Source organism: Cryobacterium sp. TMT2-14 (assembly GCF_004402465.1).
Taxonomy (GTDB): Bacteria; Actinomycetota; Actinomycetes; order Actinomycetales; family Microbacteriaceae; genus Cryobacterium; species Cryobacterium sandaracinum.
In genome coordinates, this window is the sequence record NZ_SOFV01000015.1 from 12,448 (window position 1) to 36,613 (window position 24,166).

The following is a 24,166-nucleotide window of genomic DNA, read 5'->3' on the forward strand; positions in this document are numbered from 1 at the left end:
ACCGGGGGAGTCGCATTGCTAAGATTGCGGCTGAACGTCCCGGCCAACCACAAGGAGCGCACCATGAGCGACACAACGTCCCCTGAGGGCAACCGCAACCGTAACAACGACTCGAATCCTGAACCGGTCGACTACGCCGGCCATGAAGAGCGCACGGATGCCCCCGACTACACCGGCACCGGCTCCCACTCCGCTCCGGCCGAGTCCGGCGACACGACCGATGCTGCCGCTGAGACACCGGCGCACTACCCGGCCACCCCCGTCGGCGAGCCGATCTCCTATGACACCCCCGCGACCTCCCGCGAGCCCGCGACGCCCACCTACGTACCCGCCGCCTCCGTGAACATCGCCCCGGTGAACACCACCGCCGAGACCCGGCGCATCGAGCCCGGCGAGAACCCGGCTGCGACCCCATCAGAGGCCCCACCCGCCGAGGCCTATGCCCCCACGAACACCACGGCGCAGCCCCCCGTCTACATCCAGGCGCCGACCGCGCCCCGCTACAAGAGCAACCGCGGCCCCGGCGTGCTGATCGCCCTGCTCTCCACCGTCATCTTCGCCGTGATCTATGCCATCGTCGCCTTTGTCTTGTCCGGCATCGGCAGCCTCTCGATCACCGACACGGCCTCGAAGTTCACCGACTTCATCGTGCTGCCCATCTTCTACGTGCCGGTCATCTTCTTCTTCGTCGCGTTCGCCCTTCTGGTGCTGATCGTGAACCGCGGCGGCTGGTGGGCCTACGTGCTCTTCGGCTTCCTGGTGGCCGTGGTCGTCTACTTCTCCTACATCGGGGCGGCGCTGTTGAGCGTGCAGGCCTGGAACTTCACGCCCGACCAGGCGGCGCGCTTCATCAGCCAGCAGTGGCTGAACCCGGGGGCCATCGCCGCTGCAGTCGTCGCCCGCGAGGTGCCGATCTGGGCCGGCGCCTGGATCGCCCGCAACGGCCGTGCCGTCACCGAACGCAACGCTGCAGCGAAGGCCGAATACGACCGCGTCCTCGCCGCCGGACCGCAGGGCCTCCGCAGCAACTAGTCGTTCGACGCCCGGCGCTCAGCGTGCCGGGCCCCAGCAGGTACGCCATCAAGGGGGAGCGATGCGAAATTACCAGAAGTACGCGACGGTCGTCGCCGTCTTCGCGGCAGTGCTCCTTGCCGCGCTCCTCGTCGCCGCCTTCGGAATGATCAGCCTGCTGACCGACACAGATGTCATCAGTGACCCCAACGCCGGACCTCTCGTCGGCCCGTTCATGACCGCCGCCGCCGTGGTGCTGGTGTTCACCCTGATGCTGCTGCTCGGGCTGCGCACCAGACCGGAGAACCAGCGGATCGCCGTCGGGTACTCCCTCGGCACCGGGGTCGCCGCGCTTGTCGTCTTCGTTCTGGTGGGCGGGGTGCTCTACGCGCTCGGCACCGGGGTGCCGGCCGACACCGCCGGGCTCCCGGGCGATAGCGTCGGGTTCGCAGCCTCCGTGCTGCTGGGCCCGTTCGCGGTGACCACCGGCATCCTCTCCTTCATCGTCACCCTGCTCTACTCGCTGGTCCTCGCCTCACGGATGCCCGAACGCGGCCCCCCGAAATGGCCGTGGGAGCAAGGCGAAGACTGAATCCCCGCCGGCCTGAAAGTCGCTGACTGCGGAGCACTCCGATCGGGTACCCTTATTTTTCATGGGCGGTTCCATCGAGTTGCGGGTCAGCCAACAGGTTGACGACTGGCTCAACTGGCTGCCGCGCTGGCGCCCGGGCACGCATCGCGGCCGTTCACGCCTGTGCCGCACCTGCTTCGGCTCGCCGGTCATCGCCGCCGCCGGCCTCGCCACGGATGTCCCGCACGCCGTGCAGCACGCCCTCGCCATGCGCCTGAAGCACCTGATCGACGCCGAGGTCGACGAGTTCACCGAGACGCACCTCCCCCTGCTGCTCCGGGAGATCCGCCTGAACGAGGAGCGCAAGCAGGCCGCGTTGACGTACCGCCCCGCTGAGGGTCTGGACCCGGCCTACACCGGCCTCGACCTCGACCCGCCGGCCATGCCCGACGCCCCCTACCTCTTCACCTTCGCCGAACTCGCCCGGCCCGAGGCATCCGTGGTCCTGCCCGTTGACCCGCCTCCCTTGACCGTCGAGGAGAAGGCGGCCATCCGCGCCGAGGTCACACGCGCCGACGAACACGCGGCACTGGTCGGCGGTCGGGTCTGCGCCGAACTGTCCCGGCACCGTGAACGGATGCGCAGCGCCGTCACCGAATTCGCCGAACCCTGGGTGCTCGCTCTCCTCGCCGACCTCGACACCGCGCTCGATTCCCCGCTCTGGCCGCGCGGCCCGTGAACAACACCTGAACGAACCCCCGGGGCCGCGTGATCCATTTGACCCAGCGGTCACCCCCGGGATATCCTTTCAAGGTGTGCGCTTTGTCGTGCGCTTGAGTCATGCCACCGCGATCTTGTCGTGCCGCACCTTAGGCGCCTTGATGTGGCACTCACACAGGGTGTGCTCTCCGAGCAGCCCCCACGGCATACCCACTACGGCCCGCAAAACTCATTCCGCGTGTTTCGGTGGGTCCAGATGAACTCGATCGGGCCGGAAACGGAGCGATTCGAATGCTAACCATCAATGAGCTGTCACCGTGCAGCACAAACAAGGAGTAATTAGTGCCCACCATTCAGCAGTTGGTACGAAAGGGCCGCAGCCCCAAGGTCACCAAGACCAAGGCGCCCGCCCTGAAGTCCAACCCCCAGCAGCGCGGCGTGTGCACCCGTGTTTACACGACCACGCCGAAGAAGCCGAACTCGGCCCTCCGCAAGGTCGCCCGCGTCAAGCTGTCGAACGGTACCGAGGTCACCGCCTACATTCCCGGCGAGGGTCACAACCTGCAGGAGCACTCGATGGTGCTCGTCCGCGGTGGTCGTGTGAAGGACCTCCCCGGTGTTCGATACAAGATCGTTCGCGGCGCACTGGACACCCAGGCCGTCAAGAACCGCAAGCAGGCTCGTAGCCGCTACGGCGCCAAGATGGAGAAGAAGTAATGCCTCGTAAAGGCCCAGCGCCCAAGCGTCCCGTTATCGCCGACCCGGTATACGGCGCCCCCATCGTCTCCCAGCTCGTCAACAAGATCCTCCTCGACGGCAAAAAGGGCCTCGCCGAGCGCATCGTTTACGATGCACTCGAAGGCGTCGTTGCCAAGAACGGTGCGGATGCCGTCGTCACCTTGAAGAAGGCACTCGACAACGTGCGCCCGACCCTTGAGGTGCGTTCGCGCCGCGTCGGTGGTTCCACCTACCAGGTGCCCGTCGAAGTCAAGCCGCACCGCGCCAACACCCTGGCTCTGCGCTGGTTGACCAGCTACGCCAAGGCTCGTCGCGAGAAGACGATGACCGAGCGTCTCACCAACGAAATTCTCGACGCATCCAACGGCCTCGGCGCCGCTGTGAAGCGCCGCGAGGACACGCACAAGATGGCCGAGGCGAACAAGGCCTTCGCTCACTACCGCTGGTAGTCGCGCTCCGGAATCCGGGCTTGTCGAGAGCAGATCTCGATGGGCCCGGCGACCGGATGCCCTGTTTCGCCCCAAGATCCACAAGCAAACTTCCGGAGGACCCCCGTGGCACTTGACGTGCTCACCGACCTGAGTAAGGTCCGCAACATCGGCATCATGGCTCACATTGATGCTGGCAAGACCACCGTCACTGAGCGCATCCTGTACTACACGGGTGTCAATCACAAGATCGGCGAGACGCACGACGGCGCCTCGACCATGGACTGGATGGCGCAGGAGCAGGAACGTGGCATCACCATCACGTCTGCCGCGACTACCTGTTTCTGGGCCTCAAACCAGATCAACATCATCGACACCCCCGGCCACGTCGACTTCACCGTCGAGGTGGAGCGTTCGCTCCGCGTCCTCGACGGCGCCGTCGCAGTGTTCGACGGCAAGGAGGGCGTTGAGCCCCAGTCGGAGACCGTCTGGCGCCAGGCCGACAAGTACGACGTGCCCCGCATTTGCTTCGTCAACAAGATGGACAAGCTCGGCGCCGACTTCTTCTACACGGTCGACACCATTGTCAAGCGCCTCGGCGCGAAGCCGCTCGTCATCCAGCTGCCCATCGGCGCCGAGAACACCTTCGAAGGTGTTGTCGACCTCGTCGAAATGCGTGCACTGACTTGGCGCGGCGACTCCAAGGGTGACGTCGAGATGGGCTCCAAATACGCCATCGAAGAGATCCCGGCCGACCTTGCCGAGCAGGCCGCGGAATACCGCAAGCTGCTCCTTGAAACCGTCGCCGAGACCGACGACGACCTCATGGAGAAGTACTTCTCCGGCGAAGAGCTCACCGTCTCCGAGATCAAGCACGCGATTCGGGGGCTCACGGTCTCCAGCGAGATCTATCCGGTCCTCTGCGGTTCCGCGTTCAAGAACCGCGGCGTTCAGCCGATGCTTGACGCAGTCGTCGACTACCTCCCCACCCCGCTCGACGTGCCGGCCATCGAAGCCCATGACGCGCGCGACGAGGAAAAGGTCATCATGCGTCACCCCGACGCGACGGAGCCGTTCACGGCCCTCGCGTTCAAGGTCGCCGTTCACCCGTTCTTCGGTCGTCTGACCTACGTTCGCGTGTACTCCGGTCACCTTGACTCCGGCGCCCAGGTCGTCAACTCGACCAAGGGCAAGAAGGAGCGCATCGGCAAGATCTTCCAGATGCACGCCAACAAGGAGAACCCGGTGGCCTTCGTGACCGCCGGTCACATCTACGCGGTCATCGGCCTCAAGGACACCACCACAGGTGACACCCTGTGCGATCCGAACGCGCAGGTCGTGCTCGAGTCGATGACGTTCCCTGACCCGGTCATCGAGGTTGCGATCGAGCCGAAGACGAAGCAGGACCAGGAAAAACTGGGTCTTGCGATCCAGAAATTGGCCGAAGAAGACCCGACCTTCCGCACCGAGCAGAACCAGGAAACTGGTCAGACGGTCATCAAGGGAATGGGTGAACTTCACCTGGACATCCTGGTCGACCGGATGCGACGTGAATTCAACGTCGAAGCCAACGTCGGCAAGCCTCAGGTCGCCTACCGCGAGACCATCCGCAGGGCGGTCGAGCGTCACGACTACACGCACAAGAAGCAGACCGGTGGATCCGGGCAGTTCGCGAAGATTCAGATCGCGATCGAACCGCTCGAGATCACTGCCGAGAAGAGCTACGAGTTCGTCAACAAGGTCACGGGTGGCCGCATCCCCCGGGAGTACATCCCCTCGGTGGACGCAGGAATCCAGGATGCGCTGCACGTTGGCGTCCTGGCCGGTTATCCGATGGTGGGCGTCAAGGCAAGCCTGCTTGACGGCGCCGCGCACGATGTCGACTCCTCGGAGATGGCGTTCAAGATTGCCGGTTCGATGGGCTTCAAGGAAGCCGTTCGTAAGGCTGACCCTGTTCTGCTCGAGCCGCTGATGGCCGTCGAGGTTCGTACGCCCGAGGAGTACATGGGCGACGTCATCGGCGACCTCAACTCGCGTCGTGGACAGATCCAGACCATGGAGGACGCTCAGGGCGTGAAGGTAATTCGCGCCAACGTGCCGCTGTCGGAGATGTTCGGATATATCGGTGACCTGAGGTCGAAGACCTCGGGCCGCGCGGTGTACTCGATGACCTTCGAGAGTTACGCGGAGGTCCCCCGGGCCGTGGCCGAAGAGATCATCCAGAAGAACAAGGGCGAATAGCCTGAGGCTTCCGGTCTCTCCGGGCCTTCGGGCCCAAATCGCTTCGGCCTCCCGGCCCGAGTAGCATAAGTACACAAATCCAGCAGTTTCACCGGCCGCAAACCAGCGGTCGATGGAGCCATGAGTCCTGAGGAGGACCCACAGTGGCCAAGGCCAAGTTCGAGCGGACCAAGCCGCACGTAAACATCGGAACGATCGGTCACGTTGACCACGGAAAGACCACGCTGACTGCAGCGATCTCCAAGGTCCTTGCCGACACGTATCCGTCCAAGACGAACGTTCAGCGCGACTTTGCGTCGATCGACTCTGCTCCGGAAGAACGCCAGCGCGGTATCACGATCAACATCTCGCACGTTGAATACGAGACCGAAAAGCGTCACTATGCGCACGTAGACGCACCGGGCCACGCTGACTACATCAAGAACATGATCACCGGTGCTGCTCAGATGGACGGGGCGATCCTTGTGGTTGCCGCTACTGACGGCCCGATGGCTCAGACCCGTGAGCACGTCCTGCTCGCGAAGCAGGTCGGCGTGCCGTCCCTGCTCGTGGCACTGAACAAGTCCGACATGGTTGACGACGAAGAGATCCTCGAGCTCGTTGAGCTCGAGGTTCGCGAACTCCTCTCCGCCCAGGGCTTCGACGGCGACAACGCTCCCGTCGTGCGCGTTTCCGCACTCAAGGCGCTTGAAGGCGACGAGAAGTGGGTCGGCAACATCCTTGAGCTCATGAAGGCTGTCGACGACTACTTCCCGGAGCCCGTCCGCGACAAGGACAAGCCCTTCCTGATGCCGATCGAGGACGTCTTCACGATCACCGGTCGTGGAACCGTCGTCACCGGCCGCGCCGAGCGTGGAACCCTCAAGATCAACTCCGAGGTCGAGGTTGTCGGCATCCGCCCGACCATCAAGACCACGGTCACGGGTATCGAGATGTTCCACAAGCAGCTCGACGAGGCATGGGCCGGCGAGAACTGTGGCCTTCTTCTTCGTGGCACCAAGCGCGAAGACGTCGAGCGCGGCCAGGTTGTCGTCAAGCCGGGTTCGGTCACGCCGCACACCGACTTCGAGGGCACCGCGTACATCCTGTCCAAGGATGAGGGTGGGCGTCACAACCCGTTCTACGCGAACTACCGCCCGCAGTTCTACTTCCGCACCACGGACGTCACCGGCGTCATCACGCTGCCTGAGGGCACCGAGATGGTCATGCCCGGCGACACCACCGACATGAACGTCGCGCTGATCCAGCCGATCGCCATGGAAGAGGGCCTCGGCTTCGCCATTCGTGAAGGTGGCCGCACCGTCGGCGCCGGAACGGTGACCAAGATCGTCAAGTAGTTCCCTTCAGAAAATGGGGTCGGTCCTTCGGGGCCGGCCCTTTTTTCGTGCCCGACTTGCGGGGCCAGTTGATCCCGAATCGCCCAGGAACTAGCCTTGACATGAACCTCAACAGCCCCAGATCGGAGCACCCCGTGAATTTCAACGACATCAGCCGCAAAGCGCAGGAGTTCCTCAAAACAGAAAAGGGCGAGAAGATCGCCGACAAGATCCTCGACGGGGGCGCCGCCGCCGCGAACAAGGTCACCGGCAACAAGCACGCCGACAAGATCAAGGATGCCCGAGCGGCGGCGGACAAACACCTCGGTCGCGGGGACGGTCCGACCGACCGCGACGCTCGAGGCACTGGCCCCGACGGCAGGTAACCGCTGGTCGAGCTCACTTCGGTGACCGAGCGCACCGTGGCGCGGGTCGTGCGCCGGTTCGCGCGTGGCATGCCACCTGCGAACGGGTCCGCGGCTGTCCTGTGGGGACTCCCCACTCTCGCCGGCTGGCCGCCCGAGGTCCACTCCCTCACCGAACGCACCCGCGGCGGACGCTCGACGCCGGGTATCCGCAAGCATGCATTGGGACTCGACACGCGGGATATCGCCGTGGTGAACGGACTCCTGGTCACCAGCGTCGAACGCACGGTCGTCGACCTCGCCGCCACTCTGGATCTGAAGTCCGCGGTCGCCATGGCCGACCGCTCCATTGCGGTGGATCGCAGGGGGCGCATTCTGCCTCTGACCACCAGAGCCAGGCTGCTTGAGACCTGGGAAGGGTTGCTTCCCTTCCGCGGGTCCGTGCGGGCGCGGGCCGTGATCGACTTCTCTTCGACGCTGTCCGGTTCCCCCAACGAGTCCGGAAGCCGCGTCAACGTGGCGCTGAACGGATTTCCGGAGCCGGTGCTGCAGCATCCGTTCGTCGTCGAAGGCAAGACCGTCTTCACGGACTTCTACTGGATCGACGAGAACTCGGTGGGGGAGGCCGACGGCAAGGGCAAATACTTCGACCCCGTGTTGCGAGGCGATCGCACCACCGCCGAGGTGTTCTACGACGAGAAACGCCGTGAGGATGGCGTGCGGCACCAGGTGCACGCGTTCACCCGGTGGGACTTCCCGGTCGGGATGAGTCAGAGTCGGCTGCGCACTCGGCTGCTGCAGTTGGGGCTGCCGTTCGGGCGCCCGCGACTCCAGTTTCGGTGAGGTGCCGGTGGTGCGCGGGTGTTGCGCCGCTGCGCTGGTGGCGTGCCCCGCGCGGAGCGGCGCAGCACTCGCGCGAGGCGTGAATGGCGGCGGCGACGCGCCCGGGGCGAGAGCCGGCCGAGCCGCGGAACGACGCGGATGTGGCGACACGCCGCCCGCGACACGCCCGGGTTGCACAATGACCCAACCCTGTGGCAGACTCTTCTAGTTCAACACTTTCGACTGCCGCGCTGCACGCGGTGTCGGGATCACTGCCAGGCAGTGCATAGCTTGTGCCGTTCGCCGTAAAAGGCGCCAGGTGCACAGTTAGGCCGCGGGTAGCAGAACATAGCTCAAACCAACAGCCGGGACAGCTGGGTAAATCCATGCCTTCCCCCACGCGCGAGTGTGGAGAAGCGGGTTGGCTCGGCATGACCGCTCCGCGGCCCTGCCGAAATTGACAGATGAACAGTGGTGCGACAGCAGCAGTGCTACTACGGCGTCCAATGCAGCCCCTCGGGATGTACGAAGCCTTGACAAGAAAGCGAGTTCGACATGGCGGGACAGAAAATCCGCATTCGACTTAAGTCGTATGACCACGAGGTCATCGACATCTCGGCGCGCAAGATCGTCGACACAGTGACCCGCGCGGGTGCGACTGTCGTCGGCCCCGTGCCGCTTCCGACCGAGAAGAACGTGGTGTGTGTCATCCGTTCCCCTCACAAGTACAAGGACAGCCGGGAGCACTTTGAAATGCGCACCCACAAGCGTCTGATCGACATCATTGACCCGACCCCGAAGGCTGTCGACTCGCTCATGCGTCTCGACCTGCCGGCCGACGTCAACATCGAGATCAAGCTCTAGGGCCCGCGATGTCTTACTCAGATACCAAGACCACCAAGGGTCTCCTCGGCAAGAAGCTCGGCATGACGCAGGTGTGGGATGAGAACAACAAGCTCGTTCCCGTCACCGTCATCGAAATCTCGCCTAACGTTGTCACCCAGATCCGCAGCAAGGACATCGACGGTTACGCCGGCGTCCAGATCGCTGCCGGGGCCATCGATCCGCGCAAGGTCAACAAGCCTTCCGCCGGACACTTCGAAAAGGCAGGCGTCACGCCTCGCCGCCACCTCACCGAGCTCCGCACTGCGGATGCCGCTGACTACACCCTGGGTCAGGAGCTCACCGTTGACGGTGTGTTCGCTGCCGGTACCAAGGTCGACGTCATGGGCACCAGCAAGGGCAAGGGTTTCGCCGGTGTTATGAAGCGTCACAACTTCAAGGGTGTTTCCTCCTCTCACGGTTCGCACCGCAACCACCGCAAGCCCGGTTCCATCGGTGCTTCCTCGACCCCGAGCCGTGTCTTCAAGGGCATGCGCATGGCCGGTCGTATGGGTGGCGAGCGCGTCACCGTGCTGAACCTCAAGGTTCACGCCGTGGATGCCGAGAAGGGCCTCCTGCTGGTCAAGGGTGCCGTTCCCGGCGCCAAGGGCCGCCTCGTATTCGTCCGCAATGCAGTGAAGGGAGCCTAGTCGTATGACTACCTCACTCGATCTCATCGACGCCAAGGGTAAGAAGGCCGGCTCCGTTGAGTTGCCCGCCGAAATCTTTGACGTTCAGACCAACGTCCCGTTGATCCACCAGGTCGTCGTCGCGCAGCTCGCTGCCGCACGTCAGGGAACTCACAAGACCAAGCGTCGTGGCGAGGTTTCCGGTTCCGGCCGCAAGCCGTTCAAGCAGAAGGGAACCGGTCGCGCTCGTCAGGGCTCGATCCGCGCCCCTCAGATGACCGGTGGTGGAATCGTTCACGGACCGACCCCGCGTAACTACGAACAGCGCACCCCCAAGAAGATGATCGCGGCAGCACTGCGTGGATCCCTTTCTGACCGCGCCCGTGGCGACCGCCTGCACGTCGTGACCGCACTCTTCAGCGCCGAGACGCCCAGCACCAAGGGCGCCATCGAGCTGCTCAGCCAGATCGCCAGCAGCAAGCACGTGCTGGTCGTCCTGGAGCGCACCGACGAACTGACGCTGCGCAGCATCCGCAACCTGCCGACGGTGCACGTTCTGCCGTGGGACCAGCTGAATGCCTATGACGTTCTCGTCAGCGACGACATCGTCTTCACCAAGGGCGCGTTCGACGCGTTCGTGGCGAGCAAGACCAAGAAGGAAGAGGTGTCCGCATAATGGCTACCCCGATCAACAAGGATCCCCGCGACGTCATCATCGCTCCGGTCGTCTCTGAGAAGAGCTATGGCCTGATCGACGAAGGCAAGTACACCTTCATCGTGGACCCGCGCTCGAACAAGACCGAAATCAAGCTCGCGATCGAAAAGATCTTCAAGGTGGAGGTCGCTTCGATCAACACCATGAACCGCATCGGCAAGACGCGTCGCACGAAGTTCGGTCAGGGCAAGCGCAAGGACACCAAGCGTGCCATCGTCACGCTCAAGTCCGGTTCCATTGACATCTTCACGGCCGTCGGCTAAGCGGCGCGGACTAGAGGAATAAGAAATGGCTATTCGTAAGTTCAAGCCCACGACTCCCGGTCGTCGCGGTTCATCTGTTGCAGACTTCGCAGAGATCACCCGCTCCACGCCGGAGAAGTCCCTGCTTCGCCCCCTGTCCAAGACCGGTGGCCGTAACAACCAAGGTCGCATCACCACCCGTCACATCGGTGGTGGACACAAGCGCCAATACCGTCTGATCGACTTCCGTCGTAACGACAAGGACGGCGTCAACGCCAAGGTTGCTCACATCGAGTACGACCCCAACCGCACGGCGCGCATCGCGCTCCTGCACTTCATGGACGGCTCCAAGCGCTACATCATCGCCCCGAACAAGCTGAACCAGGGCGACATCGTAGAGTCGGGCGCCGGTGCTGACATCAAGCCCGGTAACAACCTGCCGCTGAAGAACATCCCGACCGGTACCATCATCCACGCGGTCGAACTGCGTCCGGGCGGTGGCGCCAAGATGGCCCGCTCCGCCGGATCATCCGTTCGCCTCGTTGCGAAGGATGGCATCTACGCCCAGCTGCGCCTGCCGTCCGGAGAAATCCGCAACGTCGACGCCCGCTGCCGCGCCACGATCGGCGAGGTCGGCAACGCCGAGCAGTCGAACATCAACTGGGGTAAGGCCGGCCGGATGCGCTGGAAAGGCGTTCGCCCGACCGTTCGTGGTGTCGCCATGAACCCGGTTGACCACCCGCACGGTGGTGGTGAGGGTAAGACGTCCGGTGGACGTCACCCCGTCAGCCCTTGGGGCCAGAAAGAAGGGCGTACCCGCCACCCGAACAAGGAAAGCGACAAGCTCATCGTTCGTCGCCGTACCGTCGGCAAGAAGCGTAAGTAGGAGTAGACGATGCCACGCAGTCTCAAGAAAGGCCCGTTCGTTGACGACCACCTGCTTCGCAAGGTTGTCAAGGCGAACGAAGCCAGCAGCAAGAACGTAATCAAGACCTGGTCGCGCCGTTCGATGATCATCCCCGGCATGCTCGGGCACACCATCGCCGTGCACGACGGACGCAAGCACATCCCGGTGTTCGTCACCGAGAGCATGGTCGGGCATAAGCTCGGCGAGTTTGCGCCCACCCGCACCTTCCGTGGACACGTGAAGGACGACAAGAAGGGCCGTCGCCGCTAACGCGGGGACGTGAAGGAGGATAAGAAATGGTGGAGTCGATCGCACGCGTGCGTCACATCCGCGTTACCCCCCAGAAGGCTCGTCGCGTTGTCAACCTGATCCGCGGCAAGCAGGCCTTCGAGGCCCTGGGAATTCTGAAGTTTGCGCCGCAGGGCGCGAGCGACCCGGTGTACAAGCTGGTTGCCTCGGCAATCGCCAACGCGCGAGTCAAGGCTGATGCAGCCAACACCTTCCTCGACGAGCAGGACCTGTTCGTCAGCCAGGCGTTCGTAGACGAGGGTACGACCCTCAAGCGTTTCCAGGCCCGTGCACAGGGTCGCGCATTCCAGATCAAGAAGCGCACGAGCCACATCACGGTTGTGCTCGCCACTCCTGAGGAGGGTACGAAGTAATGGGTCAGAAAGTAAACCCCTATGGCTTCCGTCTGGGAATCACGACCGACCACGTGTCGCGTTGGTTCTCTGACAGCACGAAGCCGGGCCAGCGTTACAGCGACTTCGTCGCTGAAGACGTCAAGATCCGCCGCCTGTTGAGCACCAGTCTCGACCGCGCCGGCGTGTCCCGCATCGAGATCGAGCGCACTCGTGACCGCGTTCGCGTCGACATCCACACCGCCCGTCCGGGCATTGTGATCGGTCGCCGCGGCGCGGAGGCTGAGCGCATTCGCTCCGACCTCGAGAAGCTCACCGCCAAGCAGATCCAGCTGAACATCCTCGAGGTGAAGAACCCCGAGGTCGACGCTCAGCTGGTCGCTCAGGGCATCGCCGAGCAGCTCTCCGCTCGCGTGGCATTCCGCCGCGCGATGCGTAAGGGCCTGCAGGGTGCCCAGCGCGCCGGTGCCAAGGGTGTTCGCATCCAGGTCTCCGGTCGCCTGGGTGGCGCCGAGATGAGCCGTTCGGAGTTCTACCGCGAAGGCCGTGTGCCCCTGCACACTCTGCGCGCGAACATCGACTACGGGTTCTACGAAGCCAAGACCACCTTCGGCCGCATCGGCGTGAAGGTCTGGATCTACAAGGGCGACATCACCAACAAGGAACTCGCTCGCGAGCAGGCCAACGCTAAGTCGACCCGCCCCGAGCGTCGTGACGACCGACCGCGTCGTGCGCCCCGCGCAGAGGCAGCGGCACCGGTTGCAGCAGGAGTTGAGGCATAACCATGTTGATTCCACGCAGAGTCAAGCACCGCAAGCAGCACCACCCGGGCCGTACCGGCCACGCAACCGGTGGTACCGAGCTGTCGTTCGGTGAGTACGGCATCCAGGCCCTCACGCCCGCCTATGTGACCAACCGTCAGATCGAGTCCGCTCGTATCGCGATCACCCGTCACATGAAGCGCGGCGGCAAGGTCTGGATCAACATCTACCCGGACCGCCCGCTCACCAAGAAGCCGGCCGAAACCCGCATGGGTTCCGGTAAGGGTTCCGTCGAGTGGTGGGTTGCCAACGTCAAGCCCGGTCGCGTGCTTTTCGAACTCAGCGGTGTCACTGACATCGTCGCAAAGGAAGCGCTGACCCGCGCTATCCACAAACTGCCCTTGAAGGCACGCATCATCAAGCGCGAGGAGGGCGACGCATAATGGCGATCGGATCCAAGGAGCTCGCCTCAGTCGAGCTCGACACTTTTGAAAACGAGCGGTTGTTCGATGAGCTGAAGAAGGCGAAGGAAGAACTCTTCAACCTTCGCTTCCAGTCGGCCACCGGCCAGCTCGAGAGCCACGGCCGCCTCCGCGCGGTCAAGCGCGACATCGCTCGCATCTACACGGTTCTCCGTGAGCGCGAGTTGGGCATTCGTCCGACTCCCGCACCAGTCGAGGCTCCGGCCAAGGCTGAGAAGAAGACCAAGAAGGCCAAGCCTGCAGTGGAGTCCGTTGACGACTCCGCTGCGGCCGACGCCGCCCAGACGAAGGAGGCCTAGTCATGGCGAAGACTGACGAAAAGGTCGTCGCTGCCGAGGCTGAGGCTCTCGTTCGCGGCTACCGCAAGACGCTGCGTGGTTACGTGACCAGCGACAAGATGGACAAGACCATCGTTGTCGAGGTCGAAGACCGCGTGAAGCACCCCCTGTACGGCAAGGTCATCCGCCGTACGTCCAAGCTGAAGGCTCACGACGAGGCGAACATCGCCGGCGTCGGCGACCTGGTCCTGATCAGTGAGACCCGTCCGCTCAGCGCCTCCAAGCGCTGGCGCCTGGTCGAGATCCTCGAGAAGGCCAAGTAAGCCTCGCGCTTACTTGATAGAAGGGTATAAAAAGTGCTTCAGCAAGAATCACGACTCAAGGTTGCCGACAACACGGGTGCCAAGGAGCTGTTGACCATTCGCGTGCTCGGCGGCTCCGGCCGTCGCTACGCAGGCCTCGGCGACACCATCGTCGCCACGGTCAAGGATGCGATCCCGGGCGGCAACGTCAAGAAGGGCGACGTCGTCAAGGCCGTCGTCGTTCGCGTCAAAAAGCAGACCCGTCGTTCAGACGGTTCGTACATCAAGTTCGATGAGAACGCCGCAGTGATTTTGAAGAACGAAGGTGACCCCCGCGGCACCCGAATCTTCGGACCGGTCGGTCGCGAGCTTCGCGACAAGAAGTTCATGAAGATCATCTCGCTGGCACCGGAGGTTATCTAAATCATGGCCAGACTCAAAAAGGGTGACCTCGTAGAGGTCATCACCGGCCGCACCCAGGCCCGCGGCGGAGACCGTGGCAAGCAGGGCAAGGTCATTGCCATCCTGGTGGAGAAGAACAGGGTCCTCGTTGAGGGCATCAACTTCGTCACCAAGCACGTTCGCGTGGGCCAGACCCAGCGCGGCACCAAGACCGGCGGCATCGAGACCATGGAGGCGCCGATTCACGTGTCCAACGTGGCCCTCGTCGACCCGGAGACCAAGAAGCCGACTCGCGTCGGATTCCGCCTCGAAGAAGTAACGAAGGACGGCGTCACCAAGACGGTCCGCATCCGTTACGCCAAGAAGTCAGGGAAGGACCTCTGATGACCGACACTTCAGTTGCAGCAGCAGAAGCGCCCGTTGAGGCCGCCCTGCCGCGTCTCAAGCAGAAGTACCGCGATGAGATCATGGCCCAGCTCAGCAAGGACCTCGGCTTCACCAACGTTCACCAGATTCCGAACCTGGTCAAGATCGTTGTGAACATGGGTGTCGGCGAGGCAGCACGCGACGGCAAGATCATGGATGGCGCCGTCTCCGACCTCACCAAGATCACCGGTCAGAAGCCGCAGGTCACCAAGGCCCGTAAGTCGATCGCGCAGTTCAAACTGCGTGAAGGACAGCCCATCGGCACGCACGTCACACTTCGTGGCGACCGCATGTGGGAGTTCCTCGACCGGCTCCTGAGCCTGGCGCTTCCGCGCATCCGCGACTTCCGTGGTCTGAGCGACAAGCAGTTCGATGGCAGCGGTAACTACACCTTCGGTCTCACCGAGCAGGTCATGTTCCACGAGATCGACCAGGACCGGATCGACCGTATCCGCGGTATGGATATCACGGTTGTGACGACGGCCAAGAACAACGAAGAAGGCCGCGCGCTGCTCAAGGCGCTGGGCTTCCCGTTCAAGACGGCCGAAAACACCAAGTAAAGTAGCTCTTTGGCTCTTGTAGTACAAATCCGGGGCTGGACAACCGTCCAGCCCCACCACGACCAAGGTCGTCACCCGTGTAACGGATGAACGAAACCAGGCGAGAAAGGCACCACAAATGACAATGACAGATCCGGTCGCAGACATGCTGACCAGACTGCGCAACGCTAACTCGGCGTTCCACGACACCGTGTCCATGCCGCACAGCAAGCTCAAAGCGAACATCGCAGACATTCTCAAGGCCCAGGGTTACATCTCGGCGTGGGATGTCAAGGATGCAGTGGTCGGCAAGACCCTCACGCTCAACCTCAAGTTCGGTCCGAACCGCGAGCGTTCCATCGTCGGCATCAAGCGGGTTTCCAAGCCCGGCCTGCGCGTGTACGCGAAGTCGACCGAAATCCCCACCGTTCTCGGTGGTCTCGGCGTTGCCATCCTGTCCACCTCCAGCGGTCTGCTCACCGACCGCCAGGCTGAGAAGAAGGGCGTAGGCGGAGAAGTTCTCGCCTACGTGTGGTAGCCGACAATGTCACGTATTGGAAGACTTCCCATCCCGATTCCCGCGGATGTCACGGTCGCCACTGAAGGCCAGCGCGTCAATGTCAAGGGTCCGAAGGGCGAGCTCGCGCTCACCGTCGCGAACCCCATCGAGGTCAAGATCGAGGACGGCCACGTCGTCGTCACACGCCCGAACGACGAGCGCAACTCGCGTTCGCTGCACGGACTGACTCGCACGCTGATCGCAAACCAGATCATCGGGGTGACGGTGGGTTACACCAAGTCTCTCGAGATCGTCGGTACCGGTTACCGCGTCGCCCAGAAGGGCAGCTCGATCGAGTTCGCCCTCGGCTTCTCGCACCCGGTCCTCGTCGAGGCACCTGCCGGCATCACCCTCACCGTGGAGAGCGTCAACCGCCTCACGGTCGGTGGCATCGACAAGCAGGCTGTCGGCGAGGTCGCCGCCAACATCCGTAAGATTCGCAAGCCGGAGCCCTACAAGGGCAAGGGTGTGCGTTACGCCGGCGAGATTGTTCGCCGCAAGGCCGGAAAGAGTGGTAAATAACCATGGGTCTCGGAACTAGAGGTAAGAGCAAGGCCGCTGCCCGCGGACGCAGGCATGCACGTCTTCGCAAAAAGATCGAGGGGACCGCGCTTCGTCCGCGTCTCGTCGTGACCCGTTCGGCTCGCCACGTGTTCGTGCAGGTCGTCGATGACAGCAAGGGTTTCACCCTTGCTTCGGCGTCCACGCTCGAAGACGGTCTGCGCACCTTCGATGGTGACAAGACCGCCAAGGCCCGCAAGGTCGGCGAACTCGTCGCCGAGCGTGCGAAGGCCGCCGGCATCGACGCTGTCGTATTTGACCGTGGCGGAAGCAAGTACGCAGGACGCGTCGCTGCGATCGCCGATGGAGCTCGAGAGGGTGGATTGAACCTGTGAGCACTGAAACCGCTAGCACAGCAACCAAGGAGACCGTGGTGGCCGCAGAGGCACCCGTCGAAACCGCTGCCTCAACGGCACCTGCCCAGAACGAGCCTCGTGAGGCTCGTCGTGGCGGTCGTGAGCGCAACCCGAACAAGGACCGCGGAAGCCGCGATGCCGACAAGAGCCAGTTCCTGGAGCGCGTCGTCACCATCAACCGCGTTTCCAAGGTGGTGAAGGGTGGTCGTCGCTTCAGCTTCACCGCTCTCGTCGTCGTCGGTGACGGAAACGGCCTCGTCGGCGTCGGATACGGCAAGGCCCGCGAGGTGCCGACCGCCATTTCCAAGGGCGTCGAAGAAGCGAAGAAGAACTTCTTCCGCGTTCCCCGCGTCGGTCTGACGATCCCGCACCCCGTGCAGGGTGAAGCCGCAGCCGGCGTCGTCCTGCTGCGTCCCGCCGCCGCCGGTACCGGCGTTATCGCCGGTGGCCCGGTGCGCGCCGTTCTCGAGTGCGCGGGCATCCACGATGTCCTCAGCAAGTCGCTCGGTTCGTCGAACACCATCAACATCGTTCACGCCACGGTCGAGGCCCTGCACCAGCTCGAAGAGCCGCGTGCAGTTGCGGCTCGTCGTGGCCTCGCGTACGAAGACGTCGCTCCGGCGCGCTTCCTGCGTGCCGACGCCGCCGCAGCAGCAGCTGCAGCGGCAGCAAAGGCAGGTGCCTGATGGCTCGCCTCAAAGTGACACAGATCAAGTCCAAAATTAGTGAGAAGCAGAACCAGCGCGACACGCTTCGCAGCCTGGGTCTCAAGCGCATTGGCGCAGTCACGATTCGCGAGGACAACTCGCAGAACCGTGGCTACGTCAACACCGTTGCTCACCTCGTAAAGGTCGAGGAGATTGACTAATGGCTGACGAGAAGGAAGCTGCCACGGCAGCCGCCAAGCCCGCCACTGCACAGAAGGCAGCCCCCAAAAAGGCTGCCTCCGCCAAGGTCGCAGTGAAGGCTGCTCCGACCGAGAAGCGCGAGCAGGTTCTGAAGGTTCACCACCTTCGCCCCGCCCCCGGAGCCAAGAAGTCGCGCATGCGTGTCGGTCGTGGTGAAGGATCCAAGGGTAAGACCGCCGGCCGTGGAACCAAGGGTACGAAGGCGCGCTACAACGTGCGCATCGGGTTTGAGGGTGGCCAGATGCCGCTGCACATGCGTACTCCGAAGCTGCGCGGGTTCAAGAACCCGTTCCGCGTCGAGTACCAGGTCGTCAACCTCGAGAAGCTCGCCGAGCTTTACCCGAACGGCGGCGATGTAACCATCGCCGACCTGGTCGCCAAGGGTGCCGTTCGCGACAACGAGAAGGTCAAGGTTCTCGGCAATGGTGACATTGCGGTTAAGCTGAACATTGCAGTGGATAAGGTCTCCGGCTCAGCAGAGCAGAAGATCGTCGCTGCGGGTGGCTCAATCAAGTAAGTCCGTAGACGCTGAGCGAGCTTGTCGAGGCCACCAATCGAAATCTTTCGATGCTGGTCTCGACAAGCTCGTTTTTCACGTTATTAACTGGAGGCATTGTGTTCAGCGCCATCGCGCGGATATTCCGCACACCCGACCTGCGCAGGAAAATCGGGTTCAGCTTGGGTATCGTTGCCCTGTTCCGACTGGGCTCGTTCATCCCTGCCCCCTTCGTCGACTTCGGAAACGTTCAATCGTGTCTGGCGGCGAACCAGGACGCCAGCGGCCTCTATGAGCTCGTCAACCTCTTCAGCGGCGGCGCGCTGCTGCAACTGTCGGTCTTCGCGCTCGGCATCATGCCGTACATCACGGCCTCGATCATCGTGCAGCTCCTGCGCGTGGTCATCCCACATTTTGAGACACTGCACAAGGAAGGCGCGTCCGGACAGGGCACGCTCACCCAGTACACTCGGTACCTCACCATCGCCCTCGCGATCCTTCAGTCGACGACGCTGATCACGGTGGCCCGCAGCGGAGCGCTCTACGGCACGTCCGCCAGCGCCGAGTGCTCGCAGCTGCTCACCAACGACGCCTGGTACGCCATCATGCTCATGGTCATCACCATGACCGCCGGCACCGGCCTGATCATGTGGATGGGTGAGCTCATCACCGAGCGCGGCATCGGCAACGGCATGTCACTGTTGATCTTCACCTCGATCGCAGCCCTCTTTCCGGGATCGCTCGCCTCCATCGGGCAGCAGAAGGGCCTCGACATCCTGATGATTGTGATCGCGGTCGGTCTGGTCGTGGTCGCCGCGGTGGTCTTCGTCGAGCAGTCCCAGCGTCGCATCCCGGTGCAGTACGCCAAACGGATGGTCGGACGCCGCACCTACGGCGGGAACAACACGTACATCCCGATCAAGGTGAACATGGCCGGCGTCGTGCCCGTCATTTTTGCGTCGTCACTGCTGTACCTTCCGGCCCTGATCGCGCAGTTCAACCAGCCGGCGGCCGGACAGGCGCCGGCAGCGTGGGTCACCTGGGTCACCAACAACCTCACGCAGGGCAACGATCCGCTCTACATGGCGCTGTACTTCCTCCTCATCGTCGGATTCACCTACTTCTATGTCGCGATCACCTTCAACCCCGAAGAGGTCGCCGACAACATGAAGAAGTACGGCGGATTCATCCCGGGCATCCGTGCCGGTCGTCCGACCGCCGAGTACCTGGACTTCGTTCTCACCCGGGTGACGCTGCCCGGTGCCCTGTACCTTGGCCTGATCGCCCTGCTGCCGCTGATCGCGTTCTCCGCGATCGGAGCCGACCAGAACTTCCCGTTCGGCGGCGCCAGCATCCTGATCGTGGTCGGTGTCGGACTCGAGACGGTCAAACAGATCGACGCGCAACTCCAGCAGCGCCACTACGAAGGGCTTCTCCGATGACCCGTTTGCTGCTGATCGGCCCGCCCGGCGCGGGCAAGGGAACTCAGGCCGAGCGCCTGTCCGAGGCCTTCGACGTTCCGGCCATCTCCACCGGTGACATCTTCCGCTTCAACGTGAAGAACGACACCGAGCTGGGTCTTCAAGTCAAGGCGTTCATGGATGCCGGCGCGTACGTGCCCGATTCCCTCACCAACGCGATCGTGTCCGATCGGTTGCAGCAGCCCGACGCCACCGGGGGATTCCTGCTGGACGGCTACCCGCGCACGCAGGAGCAGGTTCTGGAACTGGACCGGTTGCTGGAGGCCGACGGTGACGCACTCGACGCCGTCGTGCTTATCGTCGCCGACACCGAAGAGGTCGTCGCCCGACTCCTCAAGCGTGCCGCCGAGCAGGGGCGTGCGGACGACACCGCTGACGTCATCCGGCACCGCCTCTCCGTCTACGAGGAGCAGACATCTCCTCTGATCGACGTTTACTCCTCCCGCGGTCTCGTGGTCACGGTCGACGGCCTCGGTGCCGTCGACGAAGTGACCGGGCGCATCCTCGCGGCTCTGACCGGGCGCGGACTCTCCGTGCCCGTCACCAGCGTGCCCGTCACCAGCGTGCCCGTCACCAGCGGAGACGCAGCCAGCGCCTCCTAACCCGGTCGTGCACGCCCAGCGTGCGCGTCCTCAGCAGTTTGCAGAGATCTTCACGATGAGCCTTCGACGATCCATCTACAAGTCGCCGGCGCAGATGCGGTTGATGATCGCGCCCGGACTGGCCACGGCCGCATCCCTGGATGCGGCCCGGGCGGCCATCCGGGTCGGTGCGACCACCCTCGAGCTCGACGCGGCCGCCGAGGCGGCCATCGTGGCTCGAGGCGGCCTGCCGAACTTCAAGCTGGAGCAGGGCTACCACCACACGGTTTGCGCGTCCGTCAACGAGGATGTCGTGCACGGCATCCCGGGGGCTCGCGTGCTCGCCGCCGGCGACATCGTGTCGATCGACAGCGGTGCCATCATCGACGGCTGGAACGGCGACGCGGCCTTCTCCTTCGTGATTCCGGACCCGGCCCGGCCCGAGGTCGTCGCCGAGCGCGAGAAACTGTCGCACGTCACGGAGCAGTCGCTGTGGCACGGGATCGCCCGGCTCGCGGTGGCGCGTCACCTCAACGAGGTCGGCGATGCCATCGAGGACTACGTCGAGTCTCAGGGGGACTACGGAATCCTCACCGACTATGTCGGTCACGGCATCGGCCGGTCCATGCACGAGGCCCCGCCCGTGTTCAACTATCGCGTTCGCCAGAAGGGTCCGGACGTGACGCCCGGTCTCGTGATCGCGATCGAGCCCATGGTCGTCATGGGGTCCATCGAGACGTTCGTGCGCGACGACGACTGGACCGTCGCCACCAGCGACGGCCTGGCCGCCGCGCACTGGGAGCACAGCGTGGCCGTGCACAAGGACGGCATCTGGGTGCTCACCGCCGCCGACGGCGGCGCTGCGGGGCTGGCCCCGCTCGGCATCACGCCCGTTCCGCTCCCGTAGCCGCACACGGCCCGAACCAGCCGCACACGGAACGTCGGATCTCACCGCACTGCGTGGACGCCGTTCCGCACGCGAAACGTCGTGCGCGATGCCAAACCAATTCGACGGAGATTTTGGGTCAAACACCCGTTTTCGTGCCCGAAAGCGGTGTTTTGGGCAGAATCTCCGTCGAATTCGTTCGGGGTGAGTCGATCCCGGGCTCCGGACTCGTACGAGACGGCGGTTGCAGCGCGCATCCACCCCGCGCTGCGGTCAACTTCTCGCCTGTCCGAGAAATGGACCAATCGCCACTCACCCGCCACCCGCGATCGCCCCTCACCCGCGGCAATCGGAACCCGCTCCCGGAGCCACACACGGCCTGAACCAGCCGCGCTCGGGGGCGGGGATCTGGTCTCTCCGGGACTCCGGAGGCGGGAGGATGGAGGAGAGGGCAAACCGTCCGTCGCGGCTCAGGGAAAGAGCGATTCCATGAAGATTCTCATCGTCTGCGGTGCTGGCGCCTCCAGTGCCTTTGTTGCACATCGGGTTCGGCACACGGCCGCGGCCCGCGGTCTGGATGTCCACGTCTTCGCGGGGAGCGAATCGGATCTGCCGGCCTCCCTCGGCCCGGTCGACGTGCTTCTGGTGGGTCCCCACCTGGCACCCCGGTTTGAGAAGATCCGCCTTCAGGCCGTGCACGCCGGGGTCGGCATCGCCCTGCTGGAGGAGACCGTCTTCGCCTCGCAGAACGGCGACGAAGCGCTCGATGCCGCGATCTATGCGTACAAGACGCGTGACTGGGCTGAAACGAAGAAGTAGCCCGACCGGTGGCCTACTGGTCCATCAGGTGCACGAGCTCGTCGATGAAGGATGCGAAGTCCACCGACCGCTTGACCAGCCGCTGCACGTCGGCCCGGTCTGAGAAGACCTCCACGAACTGGTCGAAGACGGTCTGGAAGCTCTTGCGCCCGGCGGCGCTGAAAGCGACCATCGCCACCACGTTGACGCGGTTCTCGCCCCACGCCATGGGTGTGTCGTTGATCACGACGGCGATCGAGGTACGGATTGCCGTCATCGACATCGAGTGCGGCACCGCCACGTTGTCCGTGAACGCCGTCGACGACATGAGCTCGCGCTCGATCGCGCCGTCGATGTAGCTCTCGTCGATATCGCCGTGTGCGATCATCCGTTCGCCGAGAGCGCGGATCATCGCGGTCTCGTCAGCGGCGTGGAAGTTGTGCGCGAACAGGGACTCGTCGAAGAATTGCAGCAGCTCGTCCTTGAGAGCGGCGCGACGGCGAAGACGGCGGATGCGGCTGGCGGCCTTCCGCACGCGGTCGATGTCGGCCTCGGTCAGGAACGGCTGGATCACGATGACGGCCTCGGCCGGCGACTGCGGTTCGATGGTGGAGAGCACGAGTTTCGCATCCAGGGCCTTCCAGTCGACGTCGCTGCGGGTGACCACCGACACAACTTCGAGCTCGTCACCGAGGACCCGCTCGATCCGTTCGCGCAGCAGCACGTGCATGTCGTAATAGTTCGGGCAGATCAGAGCGCACGTGACCAGGTCCTCGCGCCGGGACTGCTGCTGAAGGTGGGCACCGACGTGCATCGCGATGTACGCGATCTCATCGTCGTTGATCACGATCTGCTCCTGCCGCTGCAACTGGCTGGCGATGTAGACGGCGACCTCATAGATCATCGGGTAGGACGTCTTGATCGACCTGGTGAGCGGGTTGTGCGAGTACGAGCGGTCTGTCGCCCGGTTGATCAGGTTGCGCACGTGCAGCGTGAGCCTCACGATGAAGTTCTCCTCCGCGAGGTCCAGCAGGAACTCGTCCCCGGCCTGGCCGACGATCCGGCGCACGGCGTCGAGATCTTCGGGGCGGACGAAGCTCTCGATCAGAACCTGCGCCGGCTGGTCCTGCCCGGGTGTGATCACCCGGGTCTTGAGCAGGAGTGCGATGTAGTCGAGGTCACCGTCACCCAGTTCGACGTGGAAGTGGCGCCCGATCAGCCCGGAGAGGGCGAGGGTCATCGCGTCGGGGGAGCCGACGGATGCCGCGGTCTCGGCCACCACGGGGGAGGTGCGCCTCGTGACCCGGTCGATGGCGATGGCGACATGGAGTAGAACGTCGTTGGTGCCGTACTCGTTGACGAAATACCCCTGCGAGTCGAGCATCGTGATCAGATCCGTCTTGAACTCTCCGAGGCTCTCGGAGGCGAACTCGCGCTGAATCGCCTCGAGTTCGAGCAGACCGCGCGAACTCTCCTCGCGGAACAGCCGGCTGAGCAGCCTCCGCCGGTCGGTCTCGGAGCCGGCGAGCGTGACCACGCTGCCGTGGCGGGTGAGCGTGAGCCCGGTGGCGGGCAGTAGCTGCCGCACCTTGGTCAGGTCGGAGTCGATCGTGGAGTCGCTGACGAACAGCTCGGCGGACAGAGCGTAGACGTCGAGCCCCTCGTGGGACTCCGTGAGCCGGCGCACCAAAGCGTAAAGGCGATCCGTCGGGGTCTCGGCTTCGTCCGAGTGAATGCGCCCCCTGGCGCGGAACACGGCGAACGCCTCGAGGTCCAGCCGGTACCCGGCCGGCCCCGACTCGATGATCTCGAGCGGCCCGGCTGCCAGTTTCAGGTTCGTGACGTAGCTGCGCACGGTTCGGGGCGTGACGCCCAGGAGGTCGGCAAGCTCGCCGGCGGTAACCCAGGCCGGTGTCTGCGACAGAAAATCCAGCATCCGTGTCTGTTTGTCGCTCATCGCATGAAACTCCCAAGTAAAAAGCAAGTCTCCCACGCCGCTCCCGGCCGGATCTCTGCCACGAGATTTCCGGGGGTGCGGAAAAGTCTCTGGTGGCCCCGCACGACCACCTTGGTCAGACTTGAATAAGTCGCAACGTGACGGGGCAACTCCTCATCGCATCCC

General features: G+C 63.8%; 34 protein-coding genes. 33 read left to right on the plus strand and 1 reads right to left on the minus strand.

Annotated elements, in window-relative coordinates; translation table 11 throughout:
- Nucleotides 1-63: 63 nt before the first annotated feature.
- The 33 genes from E3O28_RS06050 to E3O28_RS06210 all read left to right on the plus strand — a co-directional run bounded on the left by E3O28_RS06050 (nt 64) and on the right by E3O28_RS06210 (nt 22,065).
- Nucleotides 64-1,032: a hypothetical protein gene (locus E3O28_RS06050; protein WP_134415429.1), complete on the plus strand. Its 969-nt coding sequence runs from the start codon at nt 64-66 to the stop codon at nt 1,030-1,032.
- Nucleotides 1,033-1,093: 61 nt separating this feature from the next.
- Entirely contained in the window at nt 1,094-1,603 is a 510-nt protein-coding gene (locus E3O28_RS16270) for a DUF6121 family protein (RefSeq protein WP_104194972.1), read from the plus strand.
- A gap of 61 nt (nt 1,604-1,664) precedes the next feature.
- Entirely contained in the window at nt 1,665-2,321 is a 657-nt protein-coding gene (locus tag E3O28_RS06060) for a spermidine/putrescine ABC transporter substrate-binding protein (protein ID WP_134415430.1), read from the plus strand.
- Between the two features lie 323 nt (nt 2,322-2,644).
- Nucleotides 2,645-3,019, plus strand: coding sequence for a 30S ribosomal protein S12 (gene rpsL, locus E3O28_RS06065; protein WP_055811472.1), 375 nt, complete (start codon nt 2,645-2,647; stop codon nt 3,017-3,019).
- Nucleotides 3,019-3,489 carry a 30S ribosomal protein S7 gene (gene rpsG, locus E3O28_RS06070; protein ID WP_066597688.1) on the plus strand — a complete coding sequence of 157 codons (471 nt, stop codon included), beginning with the start codon at nt 3,019-3,021 and terminating at the stop codon, nt 3,487-3,489. The genes rpsL and rpsG overlap by 1 nt, the downstream gene beginning before the upstream one ends.
- 105 nt (nt 3,490-3,594) lie before the next feature.
- The gene (fusA, locus tag E3O28_RS06075; RefSeq protein ID WP_104100974.1) at nt 3,595-5,709 is read left to right on the plus strand and encodes an elongation factor G; all 2,115 of its coding nucleotides are present in this window, start codon (nt 3,595-3,597) and stop codon (nt 5,707-5,709) included.
- 143 nt (nt 5,710-5,852) lie between these two features.
- Entirely contained in the window at nt 5,853-7,046 is a 1,194-nt protein-coding gene (gene tuf / locus E3O28_RS06080) for an elongation factor Tu (protein WP_104100973.1), read from the plus strand.
- Nucleotides 7,047-7,180: 134 nt separating this feature from the next.
- Nucleotides 7,181-7,411, plus strand: a complete 231-nt coding sequence (locus E3O28_RS06085; protein ID WP_134511889.1) for an Rv0909 family putative TA system antitoxin — start codon at nt 7,181-7,183, stop codon at nt 7,409-7,411.
- Between the two features lie 21 nt (nt 7,412-7,432).
- The gene (locus E3O28_RS06090; RefSeq protein WP_104100971.1) at nt 7,433-8,233 is read left to right on the plus strand and encodes a hypothetical protein; all 801 of its coding nucleotides are present in this window, start codon (nt 7,433-7,435) and stop codon (nt 8,231-8,233) included.
- Between the two features lie 534 nt (nt 8,234-8,767).
- On the plus strand, nt 8,768-9,076 hold the full coding sequence (gene rpsJ, locus E3O28_RS06095; protein WP_035834607.1) for a 30S ribosomal protein S10: 309 nt from the start codon (nt 8,768-8,770) through the stop codon (nt 9,074-9,076).
- An 8-nt stretch (nt 9,077-9,084) separates the two neighbouring features.
- Nucleotides 9,085-9,744 carry a 50S ribosomal protein L3 gene (rplC, locus tag E3O28_RS06100; protein WP_104100970.1) on the plus strand — a complete coding sequence of 220 codons (660 nt, stop codon included), beginning with the start codon at nt 9,085-9,087 and terminating at the stop codon, nt 9,742-9,744.
- Between the two features lie 4 nt (nt 9,745-9,748).
- Complete coding sequence (rplD, locus tag E3O28_RS06105; RefSeq protein ID WP_104100969.1) at nt 9,749-10,399, plus strand: 50S ribosomal protein L4; 651 nt, start codon at nt 9,749-9,751, stop codon at nt 10,397-10,399.
- Complete coding sequence (gene rplW / locus E3O28_RS06110; RefSeq protein ID WP_104100968.1) at nt 10,399-10,701, plus strand: 50S ribosomal protein L23; 303 nt, start codon at nt 10,399-10,401, stop codon at nt 10,699-10,701. The genes rplD and rplW overlap by 1 nt, the downstream gene beginning before the upstream one ends.
- A gap of 25 nt (nt 10,702-10,726) precedes the next feature.
- Complete coding sequence (rplB, locus tag E3O28_RS06115) at nt 10,727-11,566, plus strand: 50S ribosomal protein L2 (RefSeq protein ID WP_104100967.1); 840 nt, start codon at nt 10,727-10,729, stop codon at nt 11,564-11,566.
- Between the two features lie 9 nt (nt 11,567-11,575).
- Nucleotides 11,576-11,857, plus strand: a complete 282-nt coding sequence (gene rpsS, locus E3O28_RS06120; RefSeq protein WP_104100966.1) for a 30S ribosomal protein S19 — start codon at nt 11,576-11,578, stop codon at nt 11,855-11,857.
- A gap of 26 nt (nt 11,858-11,883) precedes the next feature.
- Nucleotides 11,884-12,249, plus strand: a complete 366-nt coding sequence (rplV, locus tag E3O28_RS06125) for a 50S ribosomal protein L22 (protein ID WP_104100965.1) — start codon at nt 11,884-11,886, stop codon at nt 12,247-12,249.
- Nucleotides 12,249-13,010 carry a 30S ribosomal protein S3 gene (gene rpsC / locus E3O28_RS06130; RefSeq protein ID WP_104100964.1) on the plus strand — a complete coding sequence of 254 codons (762 nt, stop codon included), beginning with the start codon at nt 12,249-12,251 and terminating at the stop codon, nt 13,008-13,010. The genes rplV and rpsC overlap by 1 nt, the downstream gene beginning before the upstream one ends.
- Before the next feature lie 2 nt (nt 13,011-13,012).
- Nucleotides 13,013-13,432, plus strand: coding sequence for a 50S ribosomal protein L16 (rplP, locus tag E3O28_RS06135; RefSeq protein ID WP_104100963.1), 420 nt, complete (start codon nt 13,013-13,015; stop codon nt 13,430-13,432).
- Nucleotides 13,432-13,770: a 50S ribosomal protein L29 gene (rpmC, locus tag E3O28_RS17210; RefSeq protein WP_134342141.1), complete on the plus strand. Its 339-nt coding sequence runs from the start codon at nt 13,432-13,434 to the stop codon at nt 13,768-13,770. The genes rplP and rpmC overlap by 1 nt, the downstream gene beginning before the upstream one ends.
- A 2-nt stretch (nt 13,771-13,772) precedes the next feature.
- The gene (gene rpsQ, locus E3O28_RS06145) at nt 13,773-14,072 is read left to right on the plus strand and encodes a 30S ribosomal protein S17 (RefSeq protein ID WP_104100961.1); all 300 of its coding nucleotides are present in this window, start codon (nt 13,773-13,775) and stop codon (nt 14,070-14,072) included.
- A 33-nt stretch (nt 14,073-14,105) separates the two neighbouring features.
- A complete protein-coding gene (gene rplN / locus E3O28_RS06150; protein WP_104100960.1) occupies nt 14,106-14,474 on the plus strand; it encodes a 50S ribosomal protein L14 in 369 nt (122 codons plus the stop codon).
- Nucleotides 14,475-14,477: 3 nt separating this feature from the next.
- On the plus strand, nt 14,478-14,837 hold the full coding sequence (rplX, locus tag E3O28_RS06155) for a 50S ribosomal protein L24 (RefSeq protein ID WP_104171759.1): 360 nt from the start codon (nt 14,478-14,480) through the stop codon (nt 14,835-14,837).
- Nucleotides 14,837-15,439, plus strand: a complete 603-nt coding sequence (gene rplE / locus E3O28_RS06160; RefSeq protein ID WP_104100958.1) for a 50S ribosomal protein L5 — start codon at nt 14,837-14,839, stop codon at nt 15,437-15,439. Before rplX ends, rplE begins: the two co-directional genes overlap by 1 nt.
- 118 nt (nt 15,440-15,557) lie before the next feature.
- The gene (gene rpsH / locus E3O28_RS06165) at nt 15,558-15,956 is read left to right on the plus strand and encodes a 30S ribosomal protein S8 (RefSeq protein WP_104100957.1); all 399 of its coding nucleotides are present in this window, start codon (nt 15,558-15,560) and stop codon (nt 15,954-15,956) included.
- A 6-nt stretch (nt 15,957-15,962) separates the two neighbouring features.
- On the plus strand, nt 15,963-16,499 hold the full coding sequence (gene rplF, locus E3O28_RS06170; protein WP_104100956.1) for a 50S ribosomal protein L6: 537 nt from the start codon (nt 15,963-15,965) through the stop codon (nt 16,497-16,499).
- Between the two features lie 2 nt (nt 16,500-16,501).
- Nucleotides 16,502-16,873, plus strand: a complete 372-nt coding sequence (gene rplR, locus E3O28_RS06175) for a 50S ribosomal protein L18 (RefSeq protein ID WP_134342143.1) — start codon at nt 16,502-16,504, stop codon at nt 16,871-16,873.
- 35 nt (nt 16,874-16,908) lie between these two features.
- The gene (rpsE, locus tag E3O28_RS06180) at nt 16,909-17,580 is read left to right on the plus strand and encodes a 30S ribosomal protein S5 (protein WP_104101028.1); all 672 of its coding nucleotides are present in this window, start codon (nt 16,909-16,911) and stop codon (nt 17,578-17,580) included.
- On the plus strand, nt 17,580-17,762 hold the full coding sequence (gene rpmD / locus E3O28_RS06185) for a 50S ribosomal protein L30 (protein ID WP_174235710.1): 183 nt from the start codon (nt 17,580-17,582) through the stop codon (nt 17,760-17,762). Before rpsE ends, rpmD begins: the two co-directional genes overlap by 1 nt.
- The gene (gene rplO / locus E3O28_RS06190; protein ID WP_104100954.1) at nt 17,762-18,319 is read left to right on the plus strand and encodes a 50S ribosomal protein L15; all 558 of its coding nucleotides are present in this window, start codon (nt 17,762-17,764) and stop codon (nt 18,317-18,319) included. Before rpmD ends, rplO begins: the two co-directional genes overlap by 1 nt.
- A gap of 98 nt (nt 18,320-18,417) precedes the next feature.
- On the plus strand, nt 18,418-19,740 hold the full coding sequence (gene secY / locus E3O28_RS06195) for a preprotein translocase subunit SecY (protein ID WP_104171762.1): 1,323 nt from the start codon (nt 18,418-18,420) through the stop codon (nt 19,738-19,740).
- Nucleotides 19,737-20,381, plus strand: a complete 645-nt coding sequence (locus E3O28_RS06200; RefSeq protein WP_134415431.1) for an adenylate kinase — start codon at nt 19,737-19,739, stop codon at nt 20,379-20,381. The genes secY and E3O28_RS06200 overlap by 4 nt, the downstream gene beginning before the upstream one ends.
- Before the next feature lie 55 nt (nt 20,382-20,436).
- Nucleotides 20,437-21,267 carry a type I methionyl aminopeptidase gene (gene map / locus E3O28_RS06205; RefSeq protein ID WP_134415432.1) on the plus strand — a complete coding sequence of 277 codons (831 nt, stop codon included), beginning with the start codon at nt 20,437-20,439 and terminating at the stop codon, nt 21,265-21,267.
- Nucleotides 21,268-21,735: 468 nt separating this feature from the next.
- Complete coding sequence (locus E3O28_RS06210; RefSeq protein WP_104171764.1) at nt 21,736-22,065, plus strand: PTS sugar transporter; 330 nt, start codon at nt 21,736-21,738, stop codon at nt 22,063-22,065.
- Nucleotides 22,066-22,078: 13 nt separating this feature from the next.
- On the opposite strand, the gene E3O28_RS06215 is transcribed toward E3O28_RS06210, so the two are convergent.
- A complete protein-coding gene (locus E3O28_RS06215) occupies nt 22,079-24,001 on the minus strand; it encodes a PTS sugar transporter subunit IIA (RefSeq protein ID WP_134415433.1) in 1,923 nt (640 codons plus the stop codon).
- Nucleotides 24,002-24,166: the final 165 nt, after the last annotated feature.

Excerpts from the sequence above, each read along its gene's own strand:
- rpsG (WP_066597688.1), top strand. The coding sequence starts at position 3,019 with ATGCCTCGTAAAGGCCCAGCGCCCAAGCGTCCCGTTATCGCCGACCCG.
- E3O28_RS06210 (WP_104171764.1), top strand. The coding sequence starts at position 21,736 with ATGAAGATTCTCATCGTCTGCGGTGCTGGCGCCTCCAGTGCCTTTGTT.
- rpsJ (WP_035834607.1), top strand. The coding sequence starts at position 8,768 with ATGGCGGGACAGAAAATCCGCATTCGACTTAAGTCGTATGACCACGAG.
- rplP (WP_104100963.1), top strand. The coding sequence starts at position 13,013 with ATGTTGATTCCACGCAGAGTCAAGCACCGCAAGCAGCACCACCCGGGC.
- E3O28_RS06050 (WP_134415429.1), top strand. The coding sequence starts at position 64 with ATGAGCGACACAACGTCCCCTGAGGGCAACCGCAACCGTAACAACGAC.
- rplX (WP_104171759.1), top strand. The coding sequence starts at position 14,478 with ATGGCCAGACTCAAAAAGGGTGACCTCGTAGAGGTCATCACCGGCCGC.
- rpmC (WP_134342141.1), top strand. The coding sequence starts at position 13,432 with ATGGCGATCGGATCCAAGGAGCTCGCCTCAGTCGAGCTCGACACTTTT.
- rplB (WP_104100967.1), top strand. The coding sequence starts at position 10,727 with ATGGCTATTCGTAAGTTCAAGCCCACGACTCCCGGTCGTCGCGGTTCA.
- rplF (WP_104100956.1), top strand. The coding sequence starts at position 15,963 with ATGTCACGTATTGGAAGACTTCCCATCCCGATTCCCGCGGATGTCACG.
- E3O28_RS06215 (WP_134415433.1), bottom strand. The coding sequence starts at position 24,001 with ATGAGCGACAAACAGACACGGATGCTGGATTTTCTGTCGCAGACACCG.
- E3O28_RS16270 (WP_104194972.1), top strand. The coding sequence starts at position 1,094 with ATGCGAAATTACCAGAAGTACGCGACGGTCGTCGCCGTCTTCGCGGCA.
- rpsH (WP_104100957.1), top strand. The coding sequence starts at position 15,558 with ATGACAATGACAGATCCGGTCGCAGACATGCTGACCAGACTGCGCAAC.
- rplD (WP_104100969.1), top strand. The coding sequence starts at position 9,749 with ATGACTACCTCACTCGATCTCATCGACGCCAAGGGTAAGAAGGCCGGC.
- rpsQ (WP_104100961.1), top strand. The coding sequence starts at position 13,773 with ATGGCGAAGACTGACGAAAAGGTCGTCGCTGCCGAGGCTGAGGCTCTC.
- rpsS (WP_104100966.1), top strand. The coding sequence starts at position 11,576 with ATGCCACGCAGTCTCAAGAAAGGCCCGTTCGTTGACGACCACCTGCTT.
- rplE (WP_104100958.1), top strand. The coding sequence starts at position 14,837 with ATGACCGACACTTCAGTTGCAGCAGCAGAAGCGCCCGTTGAGGCCGCC.
- rpmD (WP_174235710.1), top strand. The coding sequence starts at position 17,580 with ATGGCTCGCCTCAAAGTGACACAGATCAAGTCCAAAATTAGTGAGAAG.
- rplR (WP_134342143.1), top strand. The coding sequence starts at position 16,502 with ATGGGTCTCGGAACTAGAGGTAAGAGCAAGGCCGCTGCCCGCGGACGC.
- E3O28_RS06060 (WP_134415430.1), top strand. The coding sequence starts at position 1,665 with ATGGGCGGTTCCATCGAGTTGCGGGTCAGCCAACAGGTTGACGACTGG.
- rplV (WP_104100965.1), top strand. The coding sequence starts at position 11,884 with ATGGTGGAGTCGATCGCACGCGTGCGTCACATCCGCGTTACCCCCCAG.
- rpsC (WP_104100964.1), top strand. The coding sequence starts at position 12,249 with ATGGGTCAGAAAGTAAACCCCTATGGCTTCCGTCTGGGAATCACGACC.
- rplO (WP_104100954.1), top strand. The coding sequence starts at position 17,762 with ATGGCTGACGAGAAGGAAGCTGCCACGGCAGCCGCCAAGCCCGCCACT.
- map (WP_134415432.1), top strand. The coding sequence starts at position 20,437 with ATGAGCCTTCGACGATCCATCTACAAGTCGCCGGCGCAGATGCGGTTG.
- E3O28_RS06200 (WP_134415431.1), top strand. The coding sequence starts at position 19,737 with ATGACCCGTTTGCTGCTGATCGGCCCGCCCGGCGCGGGCAAGGGAACT.
- rplW (WP_104100968.1), top strand. The coding sequence starts at position 10,399 with ATGGCTACCCCGATCAACAAGGATCCCCGCGACGTCATCATCGCTCCG.
- rplC (WP_104100970.1), top strand. The coding sequence starts at position 9,085 with ATGTCTTACTCAGATACCAAGACCACCAAGGGTCTCCTCGGCAAGAAG.